The organism is Georgenia sp. (genome assembly GCF_054605595.1).
Genome location: NZ_JBTSDU010000006.1, coordinates 1 through 24,852 on the forward strand (window position 1 = coordinate 1; position 24,852 = coordinate 24,852).

Annotated in this window: 20 protein-coding genes; 4 read left to right on the forward strand and 16 right to left on the reverse strand. The window is 69.7% G+C overall.

What is annotated here, in order from left to right:
• On the reverse strand, positions 1 to 1,875 hold a 1,875-nt coding region (dxs, locus tag ACYC1Z_RS01535; protein ID WP_461407797.1), incomplete at its 3' end, for a 1-deoxy-D-xylulose-5-phosphate synthase.
• A gap of 192 nt (positions 1,876 to 2,067) precedes the next feature.
• Here dxs and ACYC1Z_RS01540 point away from each other — a divergent pair.
• Positions 2,068 to 4,104, forward strand: a complete 2,037-nt coding sequence (locus ACYC1Z_RS01540) for an alpha/beta hydrolase family protein (protein WP_461407798.1) — start codon at positions 2,068 to 2,070, stop codon at positions 4,102 to 4,104.
• A 31-nt stretch (positions 4,105 to 4,135) separates the two neighbouring features.
• On the opposite strand, the gene ACYC1Z_RS01545 is transcribed toward ACYC1Z_RS01540, so the two are convergent.
• The 10 genes from ACYC1Z_RS01545 to ACYC1Z_RS01590 all read right to left on the reverse strand — a co-directional run bounded on the left by ACYC1Z_RS01545 (position 4,136) and on the right by ACYC1Z_RS01590 (position 14,166).
• Positions 4,136 to 4,744 carry a TetR/AcrR family transcriptional regulator gene (locus tag ACYC1Z_RS01545; protein WP_461407799.1) on the reverse strand — a complete coding sequence of 203 codons (609 nt, stop codon included), beginning with the start codon at positions 4,742 to 4,744 and terminating at the stop codon, positions 4,136 to 4,138.
• A 1-nt stretch (position 4,745) separates the two neighbouring features.
• Positions 4,746 to 5,102: an arginine repressor gene (locus tag ACYC1Z_RS01550; RefSeq protein ID WP_461407800.1), complete on the reverse strand. Its 357-nt coding sequence runs from the start codon at positions 5,100 to 5,102 to the stop codon at positions 4,746 to 4,748.
• On the reverse strand, positions 5,099 to 6,031 hold the full coding sequence (gene argB / locus ACYC1Z_RS01555; protein WP_461407801.1) for an acetylglutamate kinase: 933 nt from the start codon (positions 6,029 to 6,031) through the stop codon (positions 5,099 to 5,101). Before argB ends, ACYC1Z_RS01550 begins: the two co-directional genes overlap by 4 nt.
• Positions 6,032 to 6,036: 5 nt before the next feature.
• Positions 6,037 to 7,467: a purine-cytosine permease family protein gene (locus tag ACYC1Z_RS01560; protein ID WP_461407841.1), complete on the reverse strand. Its 1,431-nt coding sequence runs from the start codon at positions 7,465 to 7,467 to the stop codon at positions 6,037 to 6,039.
• 128 nt (positions 7,468 to 7,595) lie between these two features.
• On the reverse strand, positions 7,596 to 8,351 hold the full coding sequence (locus ACYC1Z_RS01565) for a creatininase (protein ID WP_461407842.1): 756 nt from the start codon (positions 8,349 to 8,351) through the stop codon (positions 7,596 to 7,598).
• Positions 8,352 to 8,368: 17 nt separating this feature from the next.
• Positions 8,369 to 9,421 (reverse strand): DMT family transporter, encoded by a 1,053-nt coding sequence (locus tag ACYC1Z_RS01570; protein WP_461407802.1) that lies wholly within the window; start codon positions 9,419 to 9,421, stop codon positions 8,369 to 8,371.
• Positions 9,422 to 9,539: 118 nt separating this feature from the next.
• A complete protein-coding gene (locus ACYC1Z_RS01575) occupies positions 9,540 to 10,667 on the reverse strand; it encodes a serine/threonine protein kinase (protein ID WP_461407803.1) in 1,128 nt (375 codons plus the stop codon).
• Between the two features lie 184 nt (positions 10,668 to 10,851).
• Positions 10,852 to 11,832, reverse strand: coding sequence for a carbamate kinase (gene arcC, locus ACYC1Z_RS01580; RefSeq protein WP_461407804.1), 981 nt, complete (start codon positions 11,830 to 11,832; stop codon positions 10,852 to 10,854).
• Between the two features lies 1 nt (position 11,833).
• Positions 11,834 to 12,907 (reverse strand): ornithine carbamoyltransferase, encoded by a 1,074-nt coding sequence (gene argF, locus ACYC1Z_RS01585; RefSeq protein WP_461407805.1) that lies wholly within the window; start codon positions 12,905 to 12,907, stop codon positions 11,834 to 11,836.
• A gap of 2 nt (positions 12,908 to 12,909) precedes the next feature.
• Positions 12,910 to 14,166, reverse strand: a complete 1,257-nt coding sequence (locus ACYC1Z_RS01590) for an arginine deiminase (RefSeq protein WP_461407843.1) — start codon at positions 14,164 to 14,166, stop codon at positions 12,910 to 12,912.
• Positions 14,167 to 14,532: 366 nt separating this feature from the next.
• On the opposite strand from ACYC1Z_RS01590, the gene ACYC1Z_RS01595 reads away from it, so the two are divergent.
• Positions 14,533 to 14,691 (forward strand): hypothetical protein, encoded by a 159-nt coding sequence (locus ACYC1Z_RS01595; protein ID WP_461407806.1) that lies wholly within the window; start codon positions 14,533 to 14,535, stop codon positions 14,689 to 14,691.
• A gap of 5 nt (positions 14,692 to 14,696) precedes the next feature.
• Positions 14,697 to 15,188, forward strand: coding sequence for a hypothetical protein (locus ACYC1Z_RS01600; RefSeq protein ID WP_461407807.1), 492 nt, complete (start codon positions 14,697 to 14,699; stop codon positions 15,186 to 15,188).
• A gap of 4 nt (positions 15,189 to 15,192) precedes the next feature.
• On the opposite strand, the gene ACYC1Z_RS01605 is transcribed toward ACYC1Z_RS01600, so the two are convergent.
• Genes ACYC1Z_RS01605 through ACYC1Z_RS01620 form a run of 4 tightly spaced genes read right to left on the reverse strand, consistent with a single transcriptional unit; the run spans position 15,193 to position 19,590 of the window.
• Positions 15,193 to 16,113, reverse strand: coding sequence for a carbohydrate ABC transporter permease (locus ACYC1Z_RS01605; RefSeq protein WP_461407808.1), 921 nt, complete (start codon positions 16,111 to 16,113; stop codon positions 15,193 to 15,195).
• Complete coding sequence (locus ACYC1Z_RS01610; RefSeq protein ID WP_461407809.1) at positions 16,110 to 17,222, reverse strand: carbohydrate ABC transporter permease; 1,113 nt, start codon at positions 17,220 to 17,222, stop codon at positions 16,110 to 16,112. Before ACYC1Z_RS01610 ends, ACYC1Z_RS01605 begins: the two co-directional genes overlap by 4 nt.
• Before the next feature lie 56 nt (positions 17,223 to 17,278).
• Positions 17,279 to 18,532: a sugar ABC transporter substrate-binding protein gene (locus tag ACYC1Z_RS01615; protein WP_461407810.1), complete on the reverse strand. Its 1,254-nt coding sequence runs from the start codon at positions 18,530 to 18,532 to the stop codon at positions 17,279 to 17,281.
• On the reverse strand, positions 18,529 to 19,590 hold the full coding sequence (locus ACYC1Z_RS01620) for a LacI family DNA-binding transcriptional regulator (RefSeq protein ID WP_461407811.1): 1,062 nt from the start codon (positions 19,588 to 19,590) through the stop codon (positions 18,529 to 18,531). Before ACYC1Z_RS01620 ends, ACYC1Z_RS01615 begins: the two co-directional genes overlap by 4 nt.
• 138 nt (positions 19,591 to 19,728) lie before the next feature.
• On the opposite strand from ACYC1Z_RS01620, the gene ACYC1Z_RS01625 reads away from it, so the two are divergent.
• Positions 19,729 to 21,606, forward strand: coding sequence for a glycogen debranching N-terminal domain-containing protein (locus ACYC1Z_RS01625; protein WP_461407812.1), 1,878 nt, complete (start codon positions 19,729 to 19,731; stop codon positions 21,604 to 21,606).
• Positions 21,607 to 21,751: 145 nt separating this feature from the next.
• Here the strand turns inward: ACYC1Z_RS01625 and ACYC1Z_RS01630 are convergent, their stop codons facing one another.
• Positions 21,752 to 24,553, reverse strand: a complete 2,802-nt coding sequence (locus ACYC1Z_RS01630) for an aconitate hydratase (protein WP_461407813.1) — start codon at positions 24,551 to 24,553, stop codon at positions 21,752 to 21,754.
• Positions 24,554 to 24,852: the final 299 nt, after the last annotated feature.

The window sequence follows — 24,852 nt, forward strand, 5'->3', positions numbered from 1 at the left end:
GGGTGTCAGGGCGGCGACGGCGGCCGCGGTGTCCCGGGCGATGTCCTGGCCCCGCAGCCCGAAGTCCGTCACGAGCTGGGCGCGGGTGGCGTGCTCGAGGAATCGCAGCGGGACGCCGTGCGCACGTACCGGCACGTCGGTGCCGGTCGCGGCGAGGGCATCGCGCAGCGCGGAGCCGACGCCGTTGGTCGCCAACCCGTCCTCGATCGTGACCACGAGGGCGTGCTGGCGCGCGAGCGTGAGGAGATCCTCGCTCACCGGCAGGACCCACCGCGGGTCGACCACCAGCGAGCCGATGCCCTGGGCGTCGAGCGCCGTCGCGACCGCCAGGCCCGTGTGCGCCATCACGCCCACGCCGACGACAAGGACGCGCGGGAAGCCGCCGTGGCGGGCGAGCACGTCGACGCTGCCGTGCCGGGACACGGTGGGGAGCGGCACCGGCAGGGCACCCTTGGGGTAGCGGATCACGGTGGGGGCGTCCTCCACGGCGACGGCTTCGCCCAGCTCGGCCCGCAGGGTCGCCTCGTCCCGTGGGGCGGCCAGGCGCAGCCCGGGCACGGTGCGCAGCAGAGCCATGTCCCACATGCCGTTGTGGGAGGCGCCGTCGTCGCCGGTGAGCCCGGAGCGGTCGAGCACGAACGTGACGCCCTCGCCGTGCAGGGCGACGTCCATGAGCAGCTGGTCGTACGCCCGGTTGAGGAAGGTCGCGTACAGGGCCACCACCGGGTGCAGTCCGGCGAAGGCCATGCCCGCCGCAGAGGTGACGGCGTGCTGCTCGGCGATGCCGACGTCGAACACGCGGTCGGGGAACTCCTCGGCCATGGGTGCCAGGCCCACCGGGGCGAGCATCGCGCCGGTGAGGGCGACGACGTCGCTGCGGCGGCGGGCGATCTCGACGATCTCCTCCGCGAAGACCGCCGTCCAGCCGAACCGCGAGGGAGCCACGGGCAGCCCCGTCTCGGGGTGGATGACCCCGACGGCGTGGAAGCGGTCGACGACGTCGGTCTCGGCCGGGGTGTAGCCGCGACCCTTCTCGGTGATGGCGTGCACGATCACGGGCCCGCCGTAGGCGCGGGCCCGGGTCAGGGCGAACTCCATCGCGGTGATGTCGTGGCCGTCCACCGGGCCGATGTACTTGATGCCGAGGCCCTCGAAGATGCCCTGGGGCGCGATGACGTCCTTGAGGCCCTTCTTCATGCCGTGCAACGCGTCGTACGTCAGGCGTCCGGGTGGGCCGGACCGCTGCAGGGTGCGCTTGCCCCAGTCGAGGACCCGTTCGTAGCCGGGGGTGGTGCGCAGGGCGTCGAGGTGGTGCGCCAGCCCACCGATGGTGGGGGCGTAGGAGCGGCCGTTGTCGTTGACGACGATGACGAGGGAGCGGTCCTGGCCCTCGGCGATGTTGTTCAGCGCCTCCCAGGCCATACCGCCGGTGAGGGCGCCGTCACCGATGATCGCCACGACGGTGCGGTCCGTCATCCCACGCAGCTGGTTGGCCTTGGCGATGCCGTCGGCCCAGCTCAGCGCGGTGGACGCGTGCGAGTTCTCCACGATGTCGTGGTCCGACTCGGTACGGGAGGGGTAGCCGGAGAGGCCACCGCGCCGACGCAGGTCGGCGAAGTCCTGACGGCCGGTGATGAGCTTGTGCACGTAGGACTGGTGGCCGGTGTCGAAGACGATCCGGTCGCGCGGGGAGTCGAACACGCGGTGCACCGCGATGGTCAGCTCGACCACCCCGAGGTTCGGCCCCAAGTGGCCACCGGTCTTCGACACGGCGGCGACGAGGTACTCGCGGATCTCCTCGGCCAGCACCACGAGCTCCGCGGACGTCAACCGTCGCAGGTCGTCGGGGCGCCGGACGCGCTCCAGGTGGCTCATGGGGCTCCTTCCTCCGACACGCCCGGGACGGCGCGCCGACCCACCACTGTAGGACCGCACGGCACCCGCAGGCGAGACGGACCCGTGCGAACTCCCTGGCGGCGAGGTTTCGGCAGTGTCCGCGTACAGCGCCGAGCGAGTGTCGCACCCTCGACCCGAGCCCGTGTCGGATCGTGCCCCTATGGTGTGCTCATGATCGACGACGACCACCCAGACATCGGCGTCCGGGAGCCGCTGCCGTACGGCAGCTGGCCCTCCCCCGTCACGGCCGAGACGCTGACCGAGCACGCCGTGTCGCTCTCGGAGCCCATGATCGACGGCGAGTCGGTGTACTGGTTGGAGGAGCGCCCGGAGGAGGGCGGGCGCGTCGCGCTCGTACGCCGTCAGGGCGACATCACGGCCGAGGTTCCGGGGGCCGTGCCGGACGGCTCCGCGCCGGACGTACGTACCCGGGTGTACGAGTACGGCGGCGGCGCGTGCACCGTGCGGGACGGCACCCTCGTCTTCTCCCACGCCCCGGACGGCCGCCTCTACCGCCTCGACGTCGGCCGGGGCCGCCACGCGGCCGGCGTCACCGCCGCCGTGCCGCTCACTCCCCCGTGGCTCTGGCGCCTCGCGGAGCCCGTGGTCGACGTCGACCGTGGGCTCGTCTACGCGGTGCGGGAGGATCACGGCGTCGCGGCGGCGGGCGAGCCCGCGAACGAGCTGGTCGCGATCCCGCTCGACGGCTCCGCGGCCGAGACGGGTACGGGTATCCGGGTGCTCGTCTCCGGGCACGACTTCGTCGCCTCCCCCGCACTGAGCGAGGACGGTGCGCGGCTGGCCTGGATCACCTGGGAGCACCCCGACATGCCGTGGACCAGCTCGCAGCTGCACGTGGGGACGCTCACGCCCGACGGCATGCTCGGTGGGGTCGCGGTGCTCGCGGGCGGCTCCGGCGTCAGCGTGGCCCAGCCGGTGTGGACTCCGGCGGGTGACCTCGTGCACGTGGACGACTCCTCGGGCTGGTGGAACCTCTACCGCACCGAGGGGATCGGCGAGGGCCACCCGCGCACCCGCGACCTGCACCCGAGCGAGGCGGAGTTCGCCCGCCCGAGGTGGCGCGGTGGCGATCACGACTTCGCCGTGCTGGACGCCGATCACCTCGTGAGTGCCTGGACGTCGGCCGGCCGGTGGCACGTGGGTACCGTACGGCTCGCCAACGGTGAGCTCGAGGAGTGGCGCACCGGGTGGGAGCCGGTCGGTGGCCTGGCCGCCGCGGACGGCCGCGCCGTGCTCGTGGCGGGCCTGCCGACACGCCCGCCGGCCGTCATCGAACTGGACCTCGAGCAGCGCGACGTCGTGGTCCTTCGCGAGAGCAGCGAAGTGCAGCTCGCCGCAGAGGACGTCTCCGTCGCCCGCGAGATGTCCTGGCACGCCGCGGACGGAGCGACGGTGCACGGGTTCTTCTACCCGCCCACCTCGGCACGGTATGCGGGCCCGGACGGTGAGCTGCCGCCGCTGCTGGTGCTCAGCCACGGCGGCCCGACGTCCGCGACCCGGGCTGCCCTCTCGATGCCCGGCCAGTTCTGGTCGAGCCGCGGCTTCGCGGTGCTCGACGTCAACTACGGCGGATCCACCGGGTTCGGGCGTGCCTACCGCGAACGGCTGGACGGCGCATGGGGTGTCGTCGACGTCGCGGACTGTGCCTCCGGTGCCGAGCATCTCGCCGACCTGGGGCTCGTGGACCGCGCGCGGCTGGGGATCCGTGGCGGCAGCGCCGGCGGCTTCACGACCCTGGCCGCGCTGACCTTCACCGACGTCTTCACCGCGGGCGCGAGCCGGTACGGGGTCGGTGACCTGGCGGCGCTGGCCCGCGACACGCACAAGTTCGAGTCGCACTACACCTATGGTCTCGTCGGGCCGTATCCCGAGCAGGAGGCCCGCTACCGGGAGCGCTCGCCGATCCACCACACGGACCGACTCTCGGCGCCCATGGTGCTGCTGCAGGGCACGGAGGACAACGTCGTGCCGCCCGCCCAGGCCGAGCAGATGGCCGACGCCGTCCGTGCCAAGGGGCTGCCCGTGGCGCTGGTGATGTTCGAGGGCGAGGCGCACGGGTTCCGCAGTGCGGAGCACATCCGCGCCGCCGCGCTGGCCGAGCTGAGCTTCTTCGCGCAGGTCTGGGGCATCGAGCCCGCCGGGGACGTGCCCCTGCTGGCGGTCGAGAACCTGCCCCAGCGCGCCTGAGACCACCCCCGGGTGCGGTGGCGGCCCCTCGCTACAGGACGTGCCTGAGCAGCGCGGCCGCTGTCTCTCGCACGTCGCGTCCCTCGCTCAGCGCCGAGACGGCGGCCCCGTCGACGACGGCGATGACAAGCTCGGGTGGGCAGTTGCTGCCCACCCGGTTCAGCACGCGCGCCACCGCACTGTTGAGCCGGTCGCGGCCCGTGCGGTAGGACCGGGTCACCGGGGCCGCGCCAGCGGCGGCGACGAGCTGCAGGTAGTGGCCGAGAAGTTCCTCGCCCGCCGGGAGGCAGGCCCGCAGGATCCACCTCGTCACCGCGTCCCGGTCGGTGGGCGCCGGCTCGGCCTCGATGGTCTCCGCGGCGCTCTCGGCGCGTGACGCCCACAACGCGATGTTGACCCGCCCCGCTTCACCGAGGAGCTCGTCGAGGTTCTGGAAGTAGTACGTGGTCAACGAGACGGAGCAGCCGGCCCGCCGCGCAACGGTCCGGTGCGAGACACCAGCCGGCCCCTCCTCACGAAGGATGGCGGCCGCCGCGTCGACGATCTCCGCCCGGCGTCGCTCCCCCTTGTCGGTCCCGCCTTGCCGGGAGCCCCGTCGCATCGGCTCGGCCTGTGCCGTCTGCGGCCTCGCTGTGCTCATGTCATCCCTTCTCCGGTGCCTCGACGTGCCGACGGTGCTCCGGCCCGTCCAGTGCGAGCGCTCGCAGGTAGCGCGCCATCACACCACCGGCGAAAACCGATCGTGTCACGGCGAGGACGGTATCGTTGCCTGCCACGGTGCTCACGATAGGGGCAATGCACGCCCGGTCGATCGCTGCCGACACCATGGGCGCGCCACCCGGCACGGTTCTCAGGAGGACCATGTTCCCGGCCTCCCGCACAGTCAGGACCAGCGTGCCCAGCGCCCGCGCCAGGGGCGCGAGCTCTCCGGACGCCTCCGCCGAGTGTCCGGGAACCTCTGCCGGCTCGGAGCGGGGCATGTCGGAAACGGCGCTCACGCCGCACCGTCCGGCAGCACCATGGTGCCCATGTGCTCCTCAGTGAAGACCTCGACGAGCATGGCGTGCGCCCGGCGACCATCGATGACGTGCGCCTGCGGGACGCCACCGCGCAGCGCCCGAAGGCACGCCTCCATCTTGGGCCGCATACCGCGCTGCAGGTCCGGCATCAGCGCCGCCAGCTGCGACACCGACACCGTGCGCAGTAGGGAGCCCGGATCGGGCCATCGCGCGTACAGGCCCTCGACGTCGGTGAGGATGACGAGTTTGCGGGCCCCGAGGGCGACGGCGAGCGCGGCGGCCGCGGTATCGGCGTTGACGTTGAGGACCTGCTCGGGAAGGGCGACGTCCGGGGCGATGGTCGAGATCACCGGGATCCGGTCGGCGGCGAGCAGGTCGTCCACCGCCCGCGGGTTCACGGTCACGACATCGCCCACCAGCCCGACGTCGACCTCCTCCCCGTCCACGAGCGCGCCCTTGCGGCGGGCACCGAAGAGCCCGCCGTCCTCCCCGGAGATCCCGACGGCGTGCGCCACGTGCGCGTTGAGGAGGCCCACGAGCTCGCGCTGGACCTGCCCGGTCAGGACCATCCGGACGACGTCCATGACCTCCGGTGTGGTGACTCGCAGCCCACCGCGGAACTCGGTGCGCATGCCGAGCCGGCCGAGCATGCGGTTGATCTGCGGGCCCCCGCCGTGGACGACGACGGGTTTGAGCCCCACACGGTGGAGAAAGAGCACATCCTGTGCGAACGCACGCTGCAGGTCCGGGTCCACCATCGCGTGCCCGCCGTACTTGACGACCACGCAGCCGCCTGCGAAGCGCTCGAGCCACGGCAGGGCCTGGATGAGCACCGCGGCCTTGTGCTCCGGGCTCAGGTGGTCCACGGCCTCGGGCGCGATGGCCCGTTCGAGAGAAGTGATAGCCATGGGGTTCACCTCCTCGTCGTCGACGCGCTCGGCGAGCGTCCCGCCGGTCCGGTCCCACAGTGGGCCCTCAGGGCGGGGTCGTGACGTACGAGCAGATAATAAAGGGTGCCTGATCCGAGGCCGGCGGCAAGCCACGACAGGTCCAGCCCGTGCAACGCGCCGGACAACGGACCCTGCAGCGCGGGCACCATCCCGTGCATGAACAGCCATGCGCTCGTGAGCCCCACGGCGAACGCCGCCAGCGCCCGCCAGTCGAAGTCCCTGAGCCTCTCGCCGCCTACCGGGTCGAAGCAGTGCGTGAAGTCGGTGGAGTGGCGGTCGAGCAGGTAGAAGCGCACGGCCACGATCGCACCCCACGTGGACGTCCACGCCACCGCGGCGGAGAGCCAGGCGTCGAGGGAGTGGGCGATGTCGGTCGAGAACACGAACAGGGTCACCGCACCCATCGCCGCCACGCCCACGCCGATGTTCAGCGCCCGTCGGCCGACATTTAGGTCGAGGCTCTGGACCGTGACGGTGAACGTGTAGATGTTGAGGATATTCGTGGCGATGGGCCCGTGCAGTACGAGCAGGAGCACGGGGATGGCCATGGTGCCGAAGTTGTCGACGATGAGTTGTCCGGGGTCGACCGAGCCGTTCGTGGTGGCGAGCGTCGCCCCGAGGAGCCCGAGCCACAGGACGGGGAGGATCTGGCCGCCGGCGGAGGCCAGGTACAGCCGCTTGCGCGGGATGCTCCGACTGACGAAGCGGGAGTAGTCACAGGCGTAGGTGAGCCAGGTCAGCCCCCATCCGACGCCGATCGCCGTCATCACCGAGGACATCGCGACGACGCGGTCCCACCCAGTGAGAGCCCCGCTCGGCGGACCAGCGTACGACCAGTCGATGTCCATGAAGAACCAGGCCGCGATCGACATCGCGATGAGGATGAGGAGCGTCGGGGGAACGGTCCACCGCTCGAAGGCGGAGATCGCCCGGTAGCCGAACAGGGCGATCGTCACCTGGACGAGCATGACGACGGCGGCCACACCGAACTTCCAGCCGTAGTTGGTGAGGTCCGGGTCGACCAGGCCGAGCTTCCCGAAGAGCGCCATCACCAAGTCGAGGACGATCCAGGTGTTGACGGCGCACCAGCCGATCACCACGACGGCCTGGATCGTGGCCGGCAGGTAGTTCCCACGGCGGCCGAAGACGGCTCGACCGAGGACCATGGCCGTGACGCCGCTGCGCTGGCCGAGCAGGACGAAGAAGCCGAACACGAACATCCCGAGGACGTTGCCGACCGCCAGGACCGCGAACGTGTCCCACAGGCCGAGTCCCATGGTGATGCCAAGTGCACCGAGCACCCAGTTGATGGGGGCGATGTTCGCCCCGGCCCAGATCCAGAACTGGGGCCCGACCCGGGTGGTGCGTTGCCCCTCCGGAATCGGCTGCAGCATCTCCTCGACGTCCCGGCGGACGTCGTCGACGTGGGTCTCCCCGTGCGCTGCGGGCCCGTCGGGCTGGGCCGCCACTGGCGGGCACGCCCCCTCGAGGCCCTCGGTCCTTGAACCGCGCAGCATGACGATCAGATCCCGAACTCGCAACGGACGGCGGCGACCATGCCCGCCGACGCGCCGTCGAGGAGGATCTGGCCCTTCTCGACGGTCCCGGCGGCGCCGGAGGACAGGCATCCCGACACCGGGGTGATCTCCGGACGGGCGGGCAGCACGTCGTAGTTTGGCAGTTGGGCCGGCGGGATGTCCGCCACCCGGGTCATGTCGACCCGGTCGGGGTGGAGCAGGAGCATGAGGGAGGTCTCGAGGACCCCACCGTGCTCCAGGTCCCAGCCGGGGAAGCCGTCCGGGTAGAGCGTCGCGATGACGTCGTCTCCGACGAAGTCCCAGTAGGACAGGAGCATCACCGTCATGTCCGTGACACCGTCGAGGCGGAGCTCCCGGATCGCCAGGTCCGCTCCCTCGTAGAGGAACTGGTAGTTCTCGTAGTGGCCGTTGACGAAGGCAACCTTCCGTACGCCGTGGCGTGCGAACTCGAGCACCAGGGTCTTGGCGATGGACACCACCGTCGCGGCATCGAGGCTCGTCGTGCCGGTGAGGTGGTTCCCGCCCCCTGAGCGCTGCTGGGACTTGTACCCGAAGACGATCGGCGGCGCGACGAGCGATCCGGTCTGCCCGGCGACAGCTCCCGCCATCGCGCGGGAGAGGAGCACGTCGACATTCATCGGCATGTGCGGTCCGTGCTGCTCGGTCGATCCCACCGGGATGAGCACCGGTACGCCGTTCGCCACACGCTCCCGGTAGGTGAAGGCGTCGAGGTCCTCCATGTAGACGGTATCGGGACTCACTTGTGCTCACGTCCCATGCTTCCCTGGACGACGGCGGGTTCGCCCTCGTCCGCACGGACCCCGGCGGGTGCTCTGGAGTCCTCCGTGGTCTTCCCACCGACCACCCCGCCCTGCGTGAAGGCCTCGGTCAGCCCCGGCGTCTTCTTCGTGGAGAACAGGATCTGCGCGAGGCCGCCCAGGATGATCAGCAGGCCGCCGAGGATCTGCATGAAGGAAAGGGGTTCGCTGAACAGGGCGACGCCAAGGATCGTCGCCATGATCGTCTCCTGGTAGGAGATGGTCGCCAGCTCGCCGGCCAGCAGGATCTTTGACGCGATGGTCAGGAAGTAGAACGCCCCTGCGCCGGTGATGAACGCCGCGACCACGAGGACGATCCACCCGCGGGCGGTCATTCCGCCCAGATCAGGAACCCTGACGATATTGATGATGCCGAGGGTGATGACGGCGAAGATGAAGTTGGTGTACGCGCGTACGTCGGACTCGACGTCGCTGCGATAACGGCTCACGAACAGGAAGAGACCGTACGCGACGCCTGACGCCAGGGCGACCATGTTGCCCGCGAAGTACTTGGGGTCGAGGTCGAGCGACACAGTGAATCCGTCACCCGCCGAGTAGTTGATGATGCCGATGATGAGGAGGCAGCCGACGAACACGGACGAGAGCGAGATCGCCGTCGCCTTGGTGAACGGCTCCTTGAGGAAGATGCTCGCGAGGATGGTCGAGTAGATGGGTCCGGTGTAGATGAGGAAGGCCGCGTTGGCGAGTGTCGTCATCTGTGTCGACATCACGTAGAGGCCGGACAGGAGGCCCAGGAAGACGCCGGAGGCGATGATCGCAGGAGTCAGCCTGAAGCCGCGGAACCTCACGTACTTGCGACCGACCGTGAAGATCAGAGTCATCAGGATGAGCCCGGCCAAGTTGCGGGCGAGCGATATGAAGAGTCCTGGAGCCTCGATGTACCGGGCAAAGGCTCCGATACCGCCCATGAGACTGGAGGACAGGAACATGATGGCGAAGCCGGTGAGCTTGGTACGGCTTGACGACGGCATTGTGATTCCGCTCCTTCGCGGGTCCTGCCCAGACGGCAGGGATGTTCAGCTTTTGGGGTCGAGGGGTGCTCCCCCGGGAGGGGGGTACACATCGTGCACCCCCCTCACTCGTTCGGACTCAGACGAGGGTGGGGTCCTCGACCTGGTTCGGGAAGAAGTCCTCGCAGGTGCCCTCGCGGTAGACGTCCGCGGTGGCGCAGTGCAGGCCGCCACCGAAGGCGTAGGCGTCACGGAACGGCACCGGGATGACGTTCATCCCGAGCTTGTCCATCTGCTCGGCCTGGTAGACCTCGGACTCCTCGACGATCACCGTCTTGTGGTCCAGGACCAGGCAGTTCATCGACAGCCACACCGAGGAGTAGCACAGCGGCGGCGGGTTGTCGTGGGCCGGCTTGGCGGCCTCGACGATCTGCCAGTCGTTGGCCTCGAAGATCGCCCGCTGCTCCACCGGGAGCGGACGGTGAGGGTTGTTGATGATCAGGCCCGGGCGCAGCGGCACGAAGGTCGCGTCGATGTGGATCGGGTAGGGGTCGCCGGGGAAGTTGACCGAGTGCACCCGCAGGTCGGGGTAGTACCGCTTGAACCACTCCATGGCCTTGCGGTTGGTGGTCAGGCCGTGCTGGATGAACAGGTCCTTGCCGACCCGCATGACGTCCGCCGCGTCCCACATGGGCTCGACCTCGGTGGTGACGAAATCCTTGTTCGCGGTCCGGATCAGGCGGTCCTCGAGCGAGATCTTCTCGTCGTAGTAGTTGTGCTTGTAGGACTTGTCCGTCAGGCGGGGGCGGGGAGCCTGCGTCCACTTGAACTCCGGGTCGTTCTCGAAGTACTCGTTCATCAGCGGCCAGTAAGCCAGGTACTCGAAGTATCGGCAGCGGAAGGAGTTCGCCGAGGACATGATCTCGTTGCCGATGGTGAGCAGGATGTCGCGCGGCGGCATCTGGGTCATCATCGAGTCGTTGCGGAAGTCCGGCGTCTGGATGTGCTGGTTCCACTGGATCGGGGTGGGGCGGTCCACCTTCACCCCGTGCTTCTCCAGCACGGCGACATAGTGGTCGAGCTGCGCGTTGGCCTTCTCCACGGTCTCGGTGGGGCGCGGGCCCCACATGCCGCGCATCTCGGAGTCCACCGGCACCTTCTCAGAGGTGGCCGGCTCCTCCGGGGGGATCATGCTGTAGTCGGCGCGGCCCACGATCGCGTGCTTGAGCGGGTCGAAGTCGTTCCACGAGTTGACGATCTTGGTCATTCGAAACTCACTCCTTCTGGGGCGCGTCGCCGCGCTCCCGGTTTCGTTTCGCCCCGGTTCTTCGGGGCTCTGTCTTCCGTGCCGCCGTCGACCGGCGGCCGTTCATGTGTTCGATTGTCGGCTTGCGATACGTGACGAGGCCATCACCTCGGTCCGGTGCGGTCGGTGGCCGGTGGCAGGTCGCTCATGCGCGGCGCACCCGGCTCTCCGGCTCCTGCGGCACGGGCGGGCGGATGTCGTCCGGCCCGCCGTAGTTGCCACCGGGGGTGATGACGGTGCCCGCCGTGCCGGCGATGATCGCCTGCGCGTCCTCGAGGCGGCCGATGGCGGCCATGTCGCCGGTGAGCTCGACGAACCGGCACGCGGCGTCGACCTTGGGCCCCATCGAGCCGGCGGCGAAGCCCATCTCCCGCATCGCGCCGGGGGTGGACCGGCGGACCTCCCGCTCCTCGGGGGTGCCGTAGCCGGCCAGCACGGCGGGAACGTCGGTGAGGATCATCAGGGCGTCGGCCTCCAGGGCCTCGGCCAGCACGGCCGCGGTGAGATCCTTGTCGACCACGGCCTCGACGCCCTGCAGCTTGCCGAACTCGTTGCGGATCACCGGGACTCCGCCCCCGCCGGCACAGACGACGACGGCGCCCGCCGAGAGGAGCGTGCGGACCAGCCGCGTCTCGATCACGCGCTGCGGCCGCGGCGAGCCGACCACGCGGCGGTAGTACTCGCCGTCGGCCTTCATCACCCAGCCGCGCTCGGCCGTGAATGCCTCGGCCTCCTCCTTCGAGTAGACCTGTCCAACGAACTTGGTGGGGTTCTTGAATGCCGGGTCGCCGGCGAGGACGAGGGTCTGGTTGACGATGCTGGCCACGTGCCGGCCGGGCAGGTTGTTCTGCAGTGCCTGGAGCAGCCAGTAGCCGATCATGCCCTGGGTCTGGGCGCCCAGGGTGTCGAAGGGGTACGGCGTGGTGAGGTTCGGGTCGTTCGCGGACTCCAGGGCCAGGACCCCGACCTGCGGGCCGTTGCCGTGGGTGATGACGAGCTCATGTTCCTCGGCCAGCGGCGCCAGGGCCTTGACCGCCGTCTCGACGTTGTCGATCTGGACGGCGGCGTCGGGCCGCTCGCCCCGCTTGAGGAGGGCGTTCCCGCCCAGTGCTACGACGATGCGCATGTCAGCTCCCCAGGGTGGCGACCATGACGGCCTTGATCGTGTGCATGCGGTTCTCGGCCTGGTCGAAGACGACGGAGCCCGGGGACTCGAACACCTCGTCGGTCACCTCGAGCGCCGTCATCCCGGTCTTCTGGAAGATGTCCTCCCCGACCTTGGTGCCGCGGTCGTGGAACGCCGGCAGGCAGTGGAGGAACTTCACGTCCGGGTTGCCGGTGGCCGCCATGAGCGCGGCGTTGACCTGGTAGTCCTTGAGGAGGGCGATGCGCTCGTCCCAGACCTCCTTGGGCTCGCCCATGGAGACCCAGACGTCGGTGTAGATGAAGTCCGCGCCCTTGACACCCTTGGCGACATCGTCGGTGACGGTGATCCGCGCGCCGGTGGTGGCGGCGATCTCACGGGCCGTCGCGACGATCTCCGCGGAGTTCTGCAGCTCCTTCGGCGCGACCATGCGCACGTCCATGCCGAGCATGGCGCCGGAGATCAGCAGGGAGTTGCCCACGTTGTTGCGGGCGTCACCGAGGTAGGCGAAGGCGATGTCGCCGTCAGCCTTGCCGGAGTGCTCGCGCATGGTGAGCTGGTCGGCGAGCATCTGGGTGGGGTGCCACTCATCGGTCAGGCCGTTCCACACCGGGACGCCTGACTGGGCGGCGAGGATCTTCACCGCCTCCTGGCTCTTGCCGCGGTACTCGATGCCGTCGTAGAACCGGCCGAGCACCCGGGCGGTGTCCGCCACCGACTCCTTGTGCCCCATCTGCGAGCCGCTCGGTTCGAGGTAGGTCACGTGCGCGCCTTGGTCGAACGCGGCCACCTCGAACGAGCAGCGGGTGCGCGTGGAGGTCTTCTCGAAGATCAGCGCGATGTTCTTGCCGGCCAGTCGCTGGGTCTCGGTGCCGGACCGCTTCTCGGCCTTGAGGTCGGCGGAGAGGTCGAGCAGCGAGCGCCACTCGTCGGGCGTGAAGTCCAGCTCCTTGAGGAAGCTGCGTCCATGGAGGGGGTGGGGCGACTCGGCCGGCGGCGACGTCGCCGTCGTGCGGGCCGGGTGGGCCCCCTCTCGGGTCAGCTGGTCCTGGGACATGGTCAGATCTCCTCTCGGATGGTGGGGCAGCTCATGCAGCGGGGGCCTCCGCGCCCGCGGCCGAGCTCGGTGCCGGGGACCTCGAGGACCTCGACGCCGTTGGCCCGCAGATAGGTGTTGGTGGTGGTGTTGCGCTCGTACCCGACGACCACGCCGGGTGCGATGGCGAGGGTGTTGCAGGCGTCGTCCCACTGCTCGCGCTCGGCGGCGAGGGCGTCCTGCGGCGTGGTGAGGACGCGGATGCTGTCCAGGCCGAGCGCGTCGGCGATCACGGCATGCATGCCTTCGGCGGCGTTCGCGCTGACGGACAACTCTTTGGGGGTGCGCCCGGGCCGGATCGTCCGGGACCGGAGCATCCCCAGGCCGGCATACTTGGTGAAGGACTCCTGGTCGACCATGGTCATGACCGTGTCCAGGTGCATGAAGGCCCGCGCCTTCGGCATCTCCAGGGCGATGACGCGCTCGGCGGACCCCTCGGCGAAGAGGTGGGCGGCGAGACGCTCGACGCCCTGCGGCGAGGTGCGCTCGCTCAGCCCGACGAGGACGGCACCGTTGCCGATGACCAGGACGTCGCCGCCCTCGACGGTCGCGGCGCCCTCAGCGGTACCGCTGGACCAGACGTGGTGGCCGGTGTCGGCGAACCGCGGGTGCCAGCGGTAGATCGCCTCGAAGTTCACCGTCTCCCGCTGACGAGCCGTCTTGCGCATCGAGTTGATGGCGACGCCGTCGTAGATCCAGCAGGAGGTGTCGCGGGTGAACATGTGGTTCGGGAGCGGGGCGAGGACGAAGTCCTCGGGCCCCATCGTGCCGATCGCGACGGACTCGGGCTCGATGATCTCCTCGAGCAGCTCCCGCTTGGTGACGCCGGCGATGAGGATGCTCGCGAGACGTCCGCTGTCGAGGTTGTCCGCGTGGTTGCGCAGGGCGTCGAGGGCGCCGAGCCCGTAGATCCGTCCGTCGACCACGTGGTCGAGCACGAACCGACGGGCGTCGAGGTTCTCCAGCGTCTGGGCCAGGAGCTCCTCGAGGTAGAGCACCTCGACGCCGCGCTCACGCAGGACCGCGGCGAACCGGTCGTGCTCCGCCTGCGCCTGGCTCACCCACAGCACGTCGTCGAAGAGGAGGGCGTCCTTGTTGGAGGGGGTGAGCCTGCTCATCTCCCGGCCCGGCCGATGCAGGATCACCTGCTTCAGCGGGCCCACCTCGGAATCGATGCGGTAGGCGGCCTGCTCGACCGTCACGCTTCCCTGGTACGTCATCGTGACCTCGTTCTGTGTCTCGTCGTCGAGAACTGACAGAACTGAGTAGACATCATTCTGCACGGGCGTACAGGGGACGTTGTGCCCAGAACAGATGTTCGCACCACGCAGAACTACGGCGGAATATCACGGTTCTCCCGGATCTCAATCCGACACTGGTCACCCTGCGACTTGGACGCCTGTCCATGCCTCATGTCGGTCCGCATCGCCAACCGCACGCCCGTGCAGGCCCGACGCGCGCTCAGGCTGCCCGACAGGGGTTGTGCCCGTGCGACGTAGGTCACATCATCGACGGGAGGCGTGAGCGCCCGACGGGGTGCCATACCGCTCCGGCGGGTGCGCCGCGGCAGACGGAGGAGGACGAACATGGCTGGACCGGGAATCGCACGGGTGCGACGGAACGCGGCCGCTCGCCTGGGGGACATCGGGGAAGAGGACGAGGAGATCGAGGTGGTCCCCATGCCCCGGGAGGTGCCGGTGCCGGAACCCATGACGGAGCCGGCGCCCGAGGAAGTGCCGGCCTGACCGTGATGCCGGACGAGGGTCCGGCCCTGGTGCTGGGCTCGGTCCGGGGACGCCGGTCGTTCGGTGTACTTCCGGACGGGCGCCTCACCGGGCTCTACTACACACAGGCCTGGGCAGCCGGGGAGAACCAGGCGTCGTGCTTCCACGAGGGCGGCGTCCTCGTGGAGTTGCCCGGCGGTAGCGTCGCGGTGCGAGGGGCCCACTCCCGCAGCATCGGGACCACGCACGGCCTCCAAGGCTGTACCTGTGGCTTCTACGCGTACTACCGCGCCGACCCCTACGCCAGGTCCGGTCGGATCTCCGGGATCATCGAAGGCTTCGGCCGGGTCGTGCTCGGGACGCAGGGGTTCCGGGCCGAGAAGGCCCGGATCCTCGCTCTCGTCGCGGGTCGCGATCTCAGGCGGACCTGTGAGCGGTATCCCGACGTCGCGTGGTTCGCCGAGGAGCGCGCGATGCTGGCGGAGTTCCCACCCACGCAGGACGGCCCGAGCCTCTGAGTGGCTACCCCTTCACGGCACCTGCCGAGGCGTTCATGATGCGCTTCTGGAAGATGAAGAACACCACCGCCACCGGAATCGTCATGAGGAGCGCGGCGGCCAGTTTCAGCGGGTACTGACTGCCCTGGCTGAGCTGCCCGGAGGCGAGCTGGGCCACCCCGCGGGTCAGCGTGGTCAGATCCGTCGACTGGGTCGAGACGATGAAGTGGCTGAGCTCGTTCCATGACCCCTGGAAGCTCATGATGACGATGGTGATGACCGCAGGGGTCGCCATCGGCAGCACGATCGACCAGAACGTCCGGAAGGTGCCGGCGCCGTCGATCCGCGCCTGCTCCTCGACCGAGGCCGGGATCGACTCGAAGAAGTTCTTCATGATGAACACACCCGCAGCGTCGACCAGCAGGGGCAGGATCATGCCCGCGTAGCTGTCGTAGATGCCGACGGTGTTGATGACGAGGAACTTCGGGATGAGCAACACCACCGACGGGACCGCCATCACGGCGACCAGTCCGGCGAAGATGACACTGCGACCCGGGAAGCGCAGCCGCGCCAACGCGTAGCCCGCGAGCGAGTTGAAGAACACCCGGCCGGCCGTGACGAACAGCGTCACGATGATCGAGTTCTGCGCCCACAGCGGGAAGTCCGAGTTCTGGAACAGCCTCGTGTAGGCGGCGGTCGTGAACGTGGCCGGGTTCATGCCGAGCGGGTCCGCGGCGGCCGCGGTGTCCGTCTTGAACGAGTTGACCACCTGGATGAGGAACGGCGAGATGTAGATCAACGCCAGGGTGATCAGCACGAGGTAGGTCGCCCACCAGAGACGGCCGGTGTGCCGTCGGGGGCCGCCCTGCTCGGCGGATCGGCCGCCCCGCCCACGACCGGCCCGCGGATCGCGTGTGGCGGTCGAAACCGCCCCGGTGGAGGTCATGATGTGGCCGCCTTTCGAACTCGGGCGGTGCGGCGACTACGGCGCCGCTGGGCGACCTCGTCCTTGTCACGCAGCGTCCAGCGCTGGACCGCCGCCATGAGCACGATGATCGCGAAGAGAATGAACGCGATCGCGGCGCCCTGACCCCAGCGGCCGTTGTTGAACGCCGCGTTGAAGGACAGGTACGCGGGGGTGAGCGTGGTCTTCGCGGGTCCGCCCTGGGTACCGGTGTAGATCTGGTCGAAGACCTGCCACGTGCCGATGAGTCCGAGGGTCACCACGGTGAAGATGGTGGGCTTGAGCATCGGCACGGTGATGTACCGGAACCGTTCGAACGTGCTCGCGCCGTCGACCATGGCCGCCTCCTCGACCTCCCCGCTGATCTGCTGCAGCGCGGCGATGAACAGGAGCATGAACGTGCCGGAGGTGGTGAAGATCGCCATGAGGATGAAGGCGCTCATGGCGATCGACGGGCCGGAGAGCCAGTCCCACCAGGTGATGCCGAGGAACCCGCCGCCGGTCAGAGCTCCGGGGGCGGTGTCCAGCCCGAGCCAGGTCAGCACCACGTGGCTGACGCCGCGCGGGTCGTTGAACCAGTTGGGCCCGGTCGCGCCGAGGACGGACAGCACCTTGTTCACCACGCCGGTGGAGGAGAACACGAAAAGCCACAGCACCGTGATCGCCACCGACGACGTCACCGACGGGAAGTAGAACGCGGTGCGGAAGAAGGACCGCGCCCGGATGTTCTGACTGACCAGTACGGCCAGCACGAGCGAGACGATCGTCTGGATCGGCACCACGAGCAGCACGTAGTAGACATTGTTGCGCAGGGCGGTGCCGAAGTCGCGTGTGGGCAGACCGCCGTCAGAGAGGATCGCCCGGTAGTTCTCGGTGCCCACGTAGCTGACATTCGTGGAGAAAGGGCTTCCCCTGCCGGTCCAGTCCGAGACGCTCACCCAGACCGCCATGAAGATCGGGACCACGAGGAAGAGGCCGAGGATGACCAGCATGGGTGAGACGAACAGCCAGCCGGCGGCCGACTGACCGGTGCTGGACCGCCGGCGCCGGGTGGGCGCCGGCCCGGCGGCGCGAGTCGCGGGCGCGCTCATGGCATCACCTTTCCCGGCTCCGGGCGCGCCGTGCGCAGCGCCCGGACCCGACCGCATCAATCCAGGGTGGCCTGCAGCGAACTGTTGACGGACTCCAGGATCGCGGCGGGGTCAGCCGTCGCGAGCGACTCGAGCTGGGCGTTGAAGTCGCCGATCACGTCGCTGGAGCCCGGCTGGGCGGGCAGGTTGATCGCGTACTCCGCGCCGTCGATGAACGCGGCCTGGTCGGGGTAGGCGGCCTTCCACTCCTCGGCGACCGCGGACACCGACGGCATGACGCCGAACGCCTCGGCGAACGCCATCTGCTGCTCGTCGGTGGTGAGGAACTCGACGAGCTTCTTGGCACCCTCGACGTTGTCGGCATCCGTGGCGATGCCCCAGCAGTTCGTGTACTGGATCGTGCCCGGCCCGGCGGGACCGGCCGGCAGCTCGACCACCCGGTAGTTCACGTCCGGGAAGTCGTTCTGCATGGCACCGGCGATCCAGTTGCCCTCGATGACCATCGCGGCCAACTGCTGTCCGAAGGCCTCGCCGCCCCAGCCGGCGCCGAGGGTCGAGGAGTAGGCGAAGGTACCCGCGGCGAGATGATCCTTGACGTAGGTGAGGGCCTCGAGGTTCTCCGGGGAGTTGAGCACGGCGGTACCGCCGTCCTGGAACGCTCCGCCGGCCTGTGGGAAGAACACGCCCACGCGCTGGATCTCCGGCCCGAACCCGAGTCCGACGACGCCGTCCTTCGTCAGGGTCTGCGCCACCGTGGTCAGCTGCTCCCACGTGGTGGGGATGTCGGCGTCGGTGAGCCCGGCGGCCTCCCACAACCCGGTGTTGATGACGAGTGCGAGGGTGGAGAAGTCCTTCGGGGCGCAGTAGAACTGCCCGTCGACCGAGAACGCGTCGACGAGCGGTGCATAGAAGTCGTCCGTGTTGGTCAACTCATCGGCGTAGGCGACGATGGAGCCGTTTGCGGCGAAGGTGTTCATCTGGTCGGGCGACATGTAGAACAGGTCCGGCGGGTTGCCGCCCGCAAAGCCCTGGGAGAGCTGCTGGGCCAGGTCCGACGCGACGATCAGTTCGACGTTCTCCCCGCTCTCCGCGGCCCAGTCGTCGAGCGCGGTCTGGACCGCGTTCGTCTCGGCGTCACCCGACGACCCGATCATGACCTGGATGTCCCCGCCGGCGGAGTCGCCGGTGGCGGAGTCGCCGGTGCCGGTACCGTCCGCGGTGCTGTCCTCGAAACCGGACCCTCCACACCCGGCCAGGGCGAGAGCGCCCGCGGCGAGCGCCGCGACGAGGGGGATCTTCTTGGATCTCATGACATTTCCTGTTCCTCGATGGGTTGGGTCTGGTGCAGGCGTGGGGGCAGGGCGGAGTCGCGGAACACGGGCGTGGGAGCCAGCAGCACCTGGCGGCGCTGCGGGGTGCCGGCCAGGCGGTCGACCAGGAGCGTGATGGCGGTCCCGGCGGCCTCGGCAACGGGCTGGGACACCGAGCTGAGGCCCACGGCGCGAGCGACGGGGGTGTCGTCGAAGCCCACCACCACCGCGCGGCGGCCCGGGGACTCGAGCAAGGCGATGCTCGCGCCGATGGCGAGGGAGTCGGAGGCGCACACCAGGGCGGTGGCACCGCGGTCCAGCAGCGTCCTGGCCGCCACCGAACCCAGGCGCGCGAGGTCGTCCGGACACTCGACCGTCCAGGCGACGGCGTCGACGTCCGGCCGATGCTCCGCCATCGCGCGGCGCCAGCCCTGCCACCGGTCGCCGCCCACACCCGGTTCGGCGGGCCAGGAGAGGTAGCCGAGCCGCTGGTGACCGGCCTCGACGAGGGTGCGCACCACCTCGTACGTCCCCGCGGCGCCGTCGACGTCGACCCAGTCGAAGGGCACGTCGAAAGGATCCGGCTCGCTCCAGGGCCGCCCGAAGGACACGAACGGTGCACCTCGCTCGACGAGCCACGGGATCCGCCGGTCCTCCACGTGCGTCGAGGTGAGCACGACGCCGTCGATGTCGCCGGCGGCGAACATGTCCTCGTAGGTGCCGATCTCGTCGTTCTCGTCGGTCGCCGCGAAGAGCAGGAGCCGGTAGCCCCGGCGGCGGGCCTGCTCGGCGAGCTCGTGGAGGAAGAACTCGAGGATGTGACCGTTGATGCCGTCGAAGTCCGGCATCATCCGGATGGCCAGCGTGCGCGACTGTGCGGTCCGCAGCTGGCGGGCGGCGTGCGAAGGAACGTAGCCCGCCTCCCGGATGGCGTCGAGCACGGCCTCCCGCGTGGTCGGGGCGACGACGTCGGGCCGGTTGATGGCGTTCGAGACCGTCTGCCGCGACACACCGAGCGCGGCGGCCAGCGACTGCAGGGTGGGCCGTACCGTCGCCATGCGATTCTCCTCGTCGAGAATGAATTTGATCGTTCAAACCCGTGCTGTCATCCTGGAATGGAAGTGACATGCTGTCAACCTGGCGCGACCGCTCCCAGGTCTCAACTCGGCAACGCTCGCCGGCGGAAGGAGCCACCCGTGGCCGGTCTCCAGCCACTGCTGCACGATCTCCACCCGGTGCTGGCCGCACCGCTCCAGGTCTGGGGGGGGCCGGACGGCACCATCGCCGAGCACGGGGCGCAGGGCATGTTCTTCGGCGACGAACGGGTGGTCCGCGCGCTCACGCTGACCTCGACCACGCACTCCCTGGAGCACCTGTGCACGCTCAGCCCCACCGCCTGTTCCGCCGAGTACATCGCCGTGACGCGCCGTCCCGAGGCCGTCGTCGACCCGCTCGTGACGCTGGTGCGGCGGCGGGAGGTGACCTCCGGCGGCGTCGCGGAGTCGCTCGACCTCGTCAATGACTCCGACGAGCCCGAGCATCTCGAGTTGCTGCTCGAGCTCCGGGCTGACGCGACACCCATGGAGGCGGTCAAGCAGGGTCTCGGCGCGGCGCCGGTGGCCGCTCTGACGCTGCCGCGGTGGTCCTGGCGCGACGCCGGCACGTCCGTGCACCTCGTCACCGACGGCCGAACGAGCAGCGACGGGGACACGGTCCGGATCTCCTTCACGCTCGAGGCAGGCCCGCGCTCACGCGCCACCGCGCGGTGGCACCTCGCCATCGCGGACGCGGGCGCAGTGGTGGTGGCGCCGCGCAACCGCTACCTCGCCGAGGCGGGGCGGGACCTGGTGGCACGGAGCGAACCGCGCGTCGGGCGTTACCTGGCGCGCGCCGTCGGCGACCTCGACGCACTGCTCATGGCCGCCGCCGACGCCCCGGAGGAGACATTCCTCGCGGCGGGCGCCCCCTGGTTCTTCACGCTCTTCGGCCGCGACTCGATCATCGCGGCCTCGATGCTGCTACCGCTCACTCCACGGCTGGCGGGCTCCACCCTCACCGCCCTCGCGCGCCTGCAGGGCACCCGCACGGCTGCGGAGACTGCGGAGCAGCCCGGCAAGATCCTCCACGAGGTGCGCCGCGAGGTACTCGAGCTGAAAACCGACGGCGGGCGCCTCACCCTGCCGCCGGTGTACTTCGGCACGATCGACGCCACTCCCCTGTGGATCGTGCTGCTCCACGACGCCTGGCGGGCCGGGCTGGACGAGGAGCGGGTGCGCTCACTGCTGCCACACCTGGAGCCGGCGCTGGCGTGGATGCGCGACCACGGCGACGCCGACGGCGACGGCTTCCTCGAGTACCAGGACACCACCGGCACGGGCCTTGCCAACCAGGGCTGGAAGGACTCGGGCGACTCCGTACGGTGGCACTCGGGTGCGCTCGCCGAGGGGCCGATCGCGCTGTCCGAGGTGCAGGGCTACGCCTACCGCGCGGCGCTCGTCGGGGCGGACCTGATGGACGCTTTCGGGCTTGCGGGTGCGGACGGGTGGCGGACGTGGGCCGTCCGGCTGCGGAACCGGTTCCGGGAGGCGTTCTGGGTCGAGGGCGATCGCGGCCGCTACCCGGCCATCGCCCTCGACGTCCACAAGCGACCGGTGGACTCCATCAGCTCGAACATGGGCCACCTGCTCGGCACGGGCATCCTCGATCCCGAGGAGGCACGCCTGGTGGCCGCCCGACTGGTGGACCCCACGATGTTCTCCGGCTTCGGCCTCCGCACGGTGTCGACCACGAACGGCGGCTACGCACCGCTGCGCTACCACGCCGGGTCCGTGTGGCCGCACGACACGGCGATGGCCATCGAGGGACTGCTGGCCGAAGGGCTGGTGGACGAGGCAAAGGTGCTCGCGGGTGGGCTGCTCCGCGCAGCCGAGGCGTTCGACCACCGGCTCCCCGAGCTCTTCGGGGGGCACAGCGATAACGAGGTCGCGCAGCCCCTCGCCTACCCCGCCGCCTGCCGGCCGCAGGCGTGGTCGGCAGCGGCCGCCGTGGTGGTGGCGAGGGCGCTGCGCGCCTGACGCGCGCCCGGCACAGGGCCGGCACGCCGTCGGCACGGGGCAGGGCACGGGGCCAAGCACGCCGTCGGCACGGGGCAGGGCACGGGGCCGGGCCCCGTCCCAGGCGGGACGGGGCCGGCGGCGCCTGGATCGGACGGTGTGGCGGTCAGGCGGCGACGAGCTGGCGCAGCACGTACTGCAGGATGCCGCCGTTGCGGAAGTAGTCCGCCTCCCCGGGGGTGTCGATCCGGACGACGGCGTCGAACTCCACGACGGTGCCGTCCCCCTTGGTGGCGGTCACCGTCACGCTCTTCGGGGTGGTCCCCTCGTTGAGCGCGGTCACACCCGAGATGTCGAACGTCTCGGTGCCGTCCAGGCCGAGCGAGGCCGCGTTCTGGCCGGCGGGGAACTGCAGCGGGAGGACGCCCATGCCGATGAGGTTCGAGCGGTGGATACGCTCGAAGCTCTCGGTGATGACGGCCTTGACACCGAGCAGCGCCGTGCCCTTCGCGGCCCAGTCGCGCGAGGAACCGGAGCCGTACTCCTTGCCACCGAGCACCACCAGCGGCACGCCCGCGGCGGCGTATGCCTGGGCGGCGTCGAAGATGGCCTCCTGCTCGCCGGTCAGGAGGTTCTTGGTGTACCCACCCTCGACATTGTCGAGGAGCTGGTTGCGCAGGCGGATGTTGGCGAAGGTGCCGCGGATCATCACCTCGTGGTTACCACGCCGCGAGCCGTAGGAGTTGAAGTCGCGGCGGGCGATGCCGTGCTCGGCGAGGTACTTGCCGGCGGGGCTGTCGGCCTTGATGGAACCGGCCGGGGAGATGTGGTCGGTCGTGACGGAGTCGCCCAGCTTGGCCAGCACGCGCGCCCCGGCGATGTCCTCGACCGGCGTGAGCTCGACCTTCATGCCGTCGAAGTAGGGGGGCTTGCGCACGTACGTGGAATCCTGTTGCCAGTCGAACGTGTCGCCCTCGGGGGTCTCCAGGGCGCGCCACCGGTCGTCGCCGGTGAAGACGTCGGCGTAGTCCGAGGTGAACATCTCGCGGTCGATCGAACTGGCGATGGTGGCGTCGACGTCGGCGGCGGAGGGCCAGATGTCCTTGAGGAAGACGTCGCGGCCGTCCTTGTCCTGGCCGAGCGGCTGGGCGTCGAAGTCGAAGTCCATCGTGCCGGCGAGGCCGTAGGCGATGACCAGCGGCGGGGATGCCAGGTAGTTCATCTTCACGTCGGGGTTGATGCGACCCTCGAAGTTGCGGTTGCCGGACAGGACCGAGACGACGGAGAGGTCGTGCTCGTTGACGACGGCGGAGACCTCCTCCGGCAACGGGCCCGAGTTACCGATGCAGGTCGTGCAGCCGTAGCCGACGAGGTAGTAGCCCAGGTCCTCCAGGTAGGGCCACAGTCCGGCCTTGTCGTAGTAGTCCGAGACCACCTTGGAGCCCGGCGCCATGGAGGTCTTCACCCACGGCTTGACCTGCAGGCCCTTCTCGACGGCGTTCTTCGCGAGCAGGCCCGCCGCGAGCATCACCGAGGGGTTGGAGGTGTTCGTGCACGAGGTGATGGAGGAGATCACGACGGCGCCGTGGTCCAGCTCGGTCTTCCGGCCGTCCGCCATCGTGATCGGCACACGCTTGTGCGTGCGGTGGGTGGCGTGCCCGGGCGGCACCGTGTCGTCGTGGAAGCCGTTGGTCCCCGTGGCGATCGGGTCGGAGGCCGGGAACGTGCCCTCGATGGACTCGTCCAGGCTCGTCTCGACGATCGGCTCGTGCTCGCCGACGTAGTTGGGCAGGACGTCCGCGAAGGCCATCTTGGCGTCGGTCAGCGCGATGCGGTCCTGGGGCCGCTTGGGGCCCGCGATGGATGGCACCACGGTGGAGAGGTCGAGCTCGATGTACTCGGAGAAGGCCGGCACCCGCGACGGGTCGTGCCACAGGCCCTGCTCCTTGGCGTAGGCCTCGACGAGTGCGAGCTGCTCGTCGGAGCGGCCGGTGAGCCGGAGGTAGTCGACGGTGACCTGGTCGATCGGGAAGATCGCCGCGGTGGAGCCGAACTCCGGGCTCATGTTGCCGATGGTGGCGCGGTTGGCCAGCGGCACCTCGGCGACGCCCTGTCCGTAGAACTCGACGAACTTGCCCACCACGCCGTGGTTGCGCAGCATCTCGGTGATGGTCAGCACCACGTCGGTGGCGGTCGCGCCGGGCGGGATGGAGCCGGAGAGCTTGAACCCGACGACGCGCGGGATGAGCATCGAGACCGGCTGGCCGAGCATGGCCGCCTCGGCCTCGATGCCGCCGACGCCCCAGCCCAGCACGCCCAGACCGTTGACCATCGTGGTGTGGGAGTCGGTGCCGACGCAGGTGTCGGGGTAGGCGCGCGTGACGCCGTCGACCTCACGCGTCATGACGACGCGGGCGAGGTACTCGATGTTGACCTGGTGCACGATGCCGGTGCCTGGCGGGACGACCTTGAAGTCGTCGAACGCCGTCTGGCCCCAGCGCAGGAACTGGTAACGCTCCTTGTTGCGCCCGTACTCCAGCTCCACGTTGCGTTCGAAGGCGTCCGCGCGGCCGAACACGTCGATGACGACGGAATGGTCGATGACCATCTCGGCCGGGGCGAGCGGGTTGATCTGGTCGGGGTTGCCGCCCAGATCGGCGACGGCCTCGCGCATGGTGGCGAGATCGACGATGCACGGCACGCCGGTGAAGTCCTGCATGACCACGCGGCCGGGCGTGAACTGGATCTCCGTGCTCGGCTCCGAGTCGGGCACCCACTCCGCCAGTGCCCGGACGTGGTCGGCCGTGATGTTCACGCCGTCCTCGGTCCGTAGCAGGTTCTCCGCGAGGATCTTGAGGCTGTAGGGCAGCCGGTCGAGTCCCTCGACGGCAGCGAGCCGGAAGATCTCGTAGCTCTTGCCCGCGACGTCCAGGGTCCCCCTGGCTCCGAATGTGTCCACGCTGCTCACATCTGCTCCTCAGTAACGGTGCGACGACCTGGGTCGAGGCACAGCGGTCTCCCGCGGTGCGTTCATTCGTGTCACGACGCTCTCACCCTGGCCACGTCTCTCGATGTCAAGATACTTTGTCGAAGGCTGTCCCGTCCACCGACGCTCCGGCGCGGCGCACCGACAACCTGCGACGACGTCACGCGCATGCCCACGTCGCCACGCGCGAGTGCCCAGCCGCGCCGCCCCGTGCCCCGTGCCCCGTGCCCCGTGCCCCGTGCCCCGTGCCCCGTGCCCCGTGCTTGTGGTGGGTGTTTTGG

Coding starts and splice junctions, on each gene's coding strand:
- ACYC1Z_RS01540 (WP_461407798.1), top strand. CDS start 2,068: ATGATCGACGACGACCACCCAGACATCGGCGTCCGGGAGCCGCTGCCG.
- ACYC1Z_RS01545 (WP_461407799.1), bottom strand. CDS start 4,744: ATGAGCACAGCGAGGCCGCAGACGGCACAGGCCGAGCCGATGCGACGG.
- argB (WP_461407801.1), bottom strand. CDS start 6,031: ATGGCTATCACTTCTCTCGAACGGGCCATCGCGCCCGAGGCCGTGGAC.
- ACYC1Z_RS01560 (WP_461407841.1), bottom strand. CDS start 7,467: ATGCTGCAGCCGATTCCGGAGGGGCAACGCACCACCCGGGTCGGGCCC.
- ACYC1Z_RS01565 (WP_461407842.1), bottom strand. CDS start 8,351: ATGGAGGACCTCGACGCCTTCACCTACCGGGAGCGTGTGGCGAACGGC.
- ACYC1Z_RS01570 (WP_461407802.1), bottom strand. CDS start 9,421: ATGCCGTCGTCAAGCCGTACCAAGCTCACCGGCTTCGCCATCATGTTC.
- ACYC1Z_RS01575 (WP_461407803.1), bottom strand. CDS start 10,667: ATGACCAAGATCGTCAACTCGTGGAACGACTTCGACCCGCTCAAGCAC.
- arcC (WP_461407804.1), bottom strand. CDS start 11,832: ATGCGCATCGTCGTAGCACTGGGCGGGAACGCCCTCCTCAAGCGGGGC.
- argF (WP_461407805.1), bottom strand. CDS start 12,907: ATGTCCCAGGACCAGCTGACCCGAGAGGGGGCCCACCCGGCCCGCACG.
- ACYC1Z_RS01590 (WP_461407843.1), bottom strand. CDS start 14,166: ATGACGTACCAGGGAAGCGTGACGGTCGAGCAGGCCGCCTACCGCATC.
- ACYC1Z_RS01595 (WP_461407806.1), top strand. CDS start 14,533: ATGGCTGGACCGGGAATCGCACGGGTGCGACGGAACGCGGCCGCTCGC.
- ACYC1Z_RS01600 (WP_461407807.1), top strand. CDS start 14,697: ATGCCGGACGAGGGTCCGGCCCTGGTGCTGGGCTCGGTCCGGGGACGC.
- ACYC1Z_RS01605 (WP_461407808.1), bottom strand. CDS start 16,113: ATGACCTCCACCGGGGCGGTTTCGACCGCCACACGCGATCCGCGGGCC.
- ACYC1Z_RS01610 (WP_461407809.1), bottom strand. CDS start 17,222: ATGAGCGCGCCCGCGACTCGCGCCGCCGGGCCGGCGCCCACCCGGCGC.
- ACYC1Z_RS01615 (WP_461407810.1), bottom strand. CDS start 18,532: ATGAGATCCAAGAAGATCCCCCTCGTCGCGGCGCTCGCCGCGGGCGCT.
- ACYC1Z_RS01620 (WP_461407811.1), bottom strand. CDS start 19,590: ATGGCGACGGTACGGCCCACCCTGCAGTCGCTGGCCGCCGCGCTCGGT.